Below are 2,325 nucleotides of genomic sequence, written 5' to 3'. Positions count from 1 at the left end.
CGGCCAGCGCGGTCGCGCTGCGTGCGTGGTGCGCGGGTGTCGACGCAAGCAGGAACCGCGCGAGCCACGGCGCGCCGTGCAGCAGGTACGGCCAGCGGATGCGCAGCGGGCTGTCGGCGGCGAACAGGAAATGAGGCAGGTTGCGGAACACCGACGGGCCGTTCACCGGCACGCAGCCGTACGGCGCGAACGTCGCGGCATTGCCGAACGACGCGCCCTGGCCGACGCCGGCCGGATCGAACAGCGTCACGCGATGCCCGTCGCGCTGCAGCCATGCCGCCGCGCCGAGCCCGATGAAGCCTGCACCCACGATGGCGACATTCGCCATGACGCGTTCCCTCTGGTCCACATGATTCACACAAAGTTGAGATAAAGAATCACACAGTAATTTTTTGTGTGCAATCAAAATGAGATTGTGTGGCGCCAGTGTTTACCCGATTCCAACTCGCTGATTCAACAGACATTTCGACTGACGTTTGACGGGGCGGGGATGTCGGATACAATCGCTGGGCAGGTCAAAATGGCAGACAAACGCTTTTTGTGTGGTCACAGGCGACAAATGGCATCAGACAAACTTTCCGGCGAGCGGGATAGCGGCCTGCCGGCGCAGGCGAAGCGGCCGACTTATGTCGAGGTCTCGAGCTCGATCGAGGAGGAAATCCGCAACGGCACGTATCCGCCGGGCAGTCGCCTGCCGCCGCAGCGCCAGCTCGCGACCGAGCTCGGCATCAACGTGTCGACCGTGTCCCGTGCGTACAAGGAGTTGCAGTTGCGCGGCCTCGTGATCGGCAGCAAACGCCGCGGCTCGCTCGTCACCGGTGGCGCGATGCCGAGCATCGAGCCGGCCCGCGCGTCGCTCGCGGCGGGCAACGGCGTGATCGACCTGACCGTGAACCGTCCGGCGACCGGCGAATTTCTCGCGAGCCTCGCGCAGACGTTCGCCACGCTGCCGAACGATCCGCGTTTCGCCGCGCTGCAGGAATACCAGCCGCCGCAGGGCCCCGACTGGGCGCGCGCCGCCGGCGCGCAGTGGCTCGCCGCGCCGGGCTTCACGCCGTCGCGCGACCAGGTGGTCGTCACGAGCGGCGCGCAGCACGGGCTGTACGCGGTGCTGAACAGCCTGATCGGCACCGACGGCGTGATCGTTGCAGATCGCCTCACGTATTACGGGCTCAAGGCGCTCGCGCCGGTGTTCCAGTTCGAGATCGTCAGCGCGCCTGCCGACGACGACGGCCTGCTGCCCGACGAGATCGAGCGGATCTGCCAGCGCATGCCGGTGAAGGCAATCTTCGTCGTGCCGAACCTGCAGAACCCGACCGTGACGACGATGAGCCTCGCCCGCCGGATGGCGCTCGTCGACATCGCGCGGCGTCATCACGTGACGATCATCGAGGACGACGTGTACGGCCCGCTGGTGCGTGACCGGCTGCCGGCGATCGCGGGGCTGTGCCCCGAGCTGACGTTCCATATCGGCGCGACGTCGAAGATCCTCGCGCCGGGGCTGCGTCTCGGCTACCTGAGCTGTCCGCGCGACAGCGTCGCCCTGTGCGCGGAGGCGGTGCGCACGACCGCGTGGATGCCGGCCCCCACGTCGATGCTGATCGCGACGGTGTGGATCGAGGACGGCACGGCCGAGCGGATCATGGCCGCGCAACTCGCGGAAATCCGCGCGCGCGTCGATCTTGCGCGGGAGCTGCTGCCGGCCGGGCAGCTGAAATCCGACCCGGCGTGCATGTTCGTGTGGCTGCGCCTGCCGCCGCCGTGGCGGGCCGACGACTTCGCCGCGAATGCGAAGGCGCGCGGCGTGATCGTGATGCCGTCGTCGACGTTCGCGGTCGATCGCGCGGAAATCGAGCACGGCGTGCGCATCAACCTCGCGTGCCCGGCCACGCGCGACGAACTCGTCAACGGGCTGCGGATTCTCGCCGGTACGCTGAAGGACCGGCCGCGCGCGCTGTTCGGTTCGATCTGACTGCGGCCGCTCAGTCGAGCAACCCCGCGACCACATCGACGATCCGCTGCAGCAGCGCTTCGTCGTAAGGCAGCCACGGCACCGCACGCAGTGGCGATGGCGGCGGCTCGATCGCGGGTTCGACAGGCTCGCCGTCGCGCATCACGCGCCCGGTCGCGCAATGCACCGACCACGCGCCGACGCGCACATGGCGTTCGTCGATCGTCATCTTCCCCTGCGCCACCGGCCCGGCGAACACGAGCGACAGCACGTGCCGGCGATGCCGCGCCATCGTGCCCAGCGGCACATCCGACAACCGGTTCAGGCGCTGCCAGCGTTCCGCTTCGCGCTCACGCTGGCGCACCGGGTCGGCA

The 2,325-nt window shown here is 68.3% G+C and carries 2 protein-coding genes and 1 pseudogene; 1 reads left to right on the top strand and 2 read right to left on the bottom strand.

The window, feature by feature from the left end:
* A partial coding sequence (locus tag G3N99_RS38750; RefSeq protein ID WP_206125036.1) for an FAD-dependent oxidoreductase occupies nucleotides 1–328 on the bottom strand: 328 nt, incomplete at its 3' end.
* Between the two features lie 231 nt (nucleotides 329–559).
* Here G3N99_RS38750 and G3N99_RS38745 point away from each other — a divergent pair.
* Nucleotides 560–1,972 carry a PLP-dependent aminotransferase family protein gene (locus tag G3N99_RS38745; RefSeq protein ID WP_174984650.1) on the top strand — a complete coding sequence of 471 codons (1,413 nt, stop codon included), beginning with the start codon at nucleotides 560–562 and terminating at the stop codon, nucleotides 1,970–1,972.
* 10 nt (nucleotides 1,973–1,982) lie between these two features.
* On the opposite strand, the pseudogene G3N99_RS38740 reads toward G3N99_RS38745, so the two are convergent.
* A pseudogene (locus tag G3N99_RS38740) lies at nucleotides 1,983–2,325 on the bottom strand (hypothetical protein); the annotation flags it as partial.

It is taken from the genome of Burkholderia sp. Ac-20392, from assembly GCF_017104585.1.
In the GTDB taxonomy this organism is placed as follows: Bacteria; Pseudomonadota; Gammaproteobacteria; order Burkholderiales; family Burkholderiaceae; genus Burkholderia; species Burkholderia lata.
This window is presented reverse-complemented; position numbering and strand designations above follow the sequence as displayed.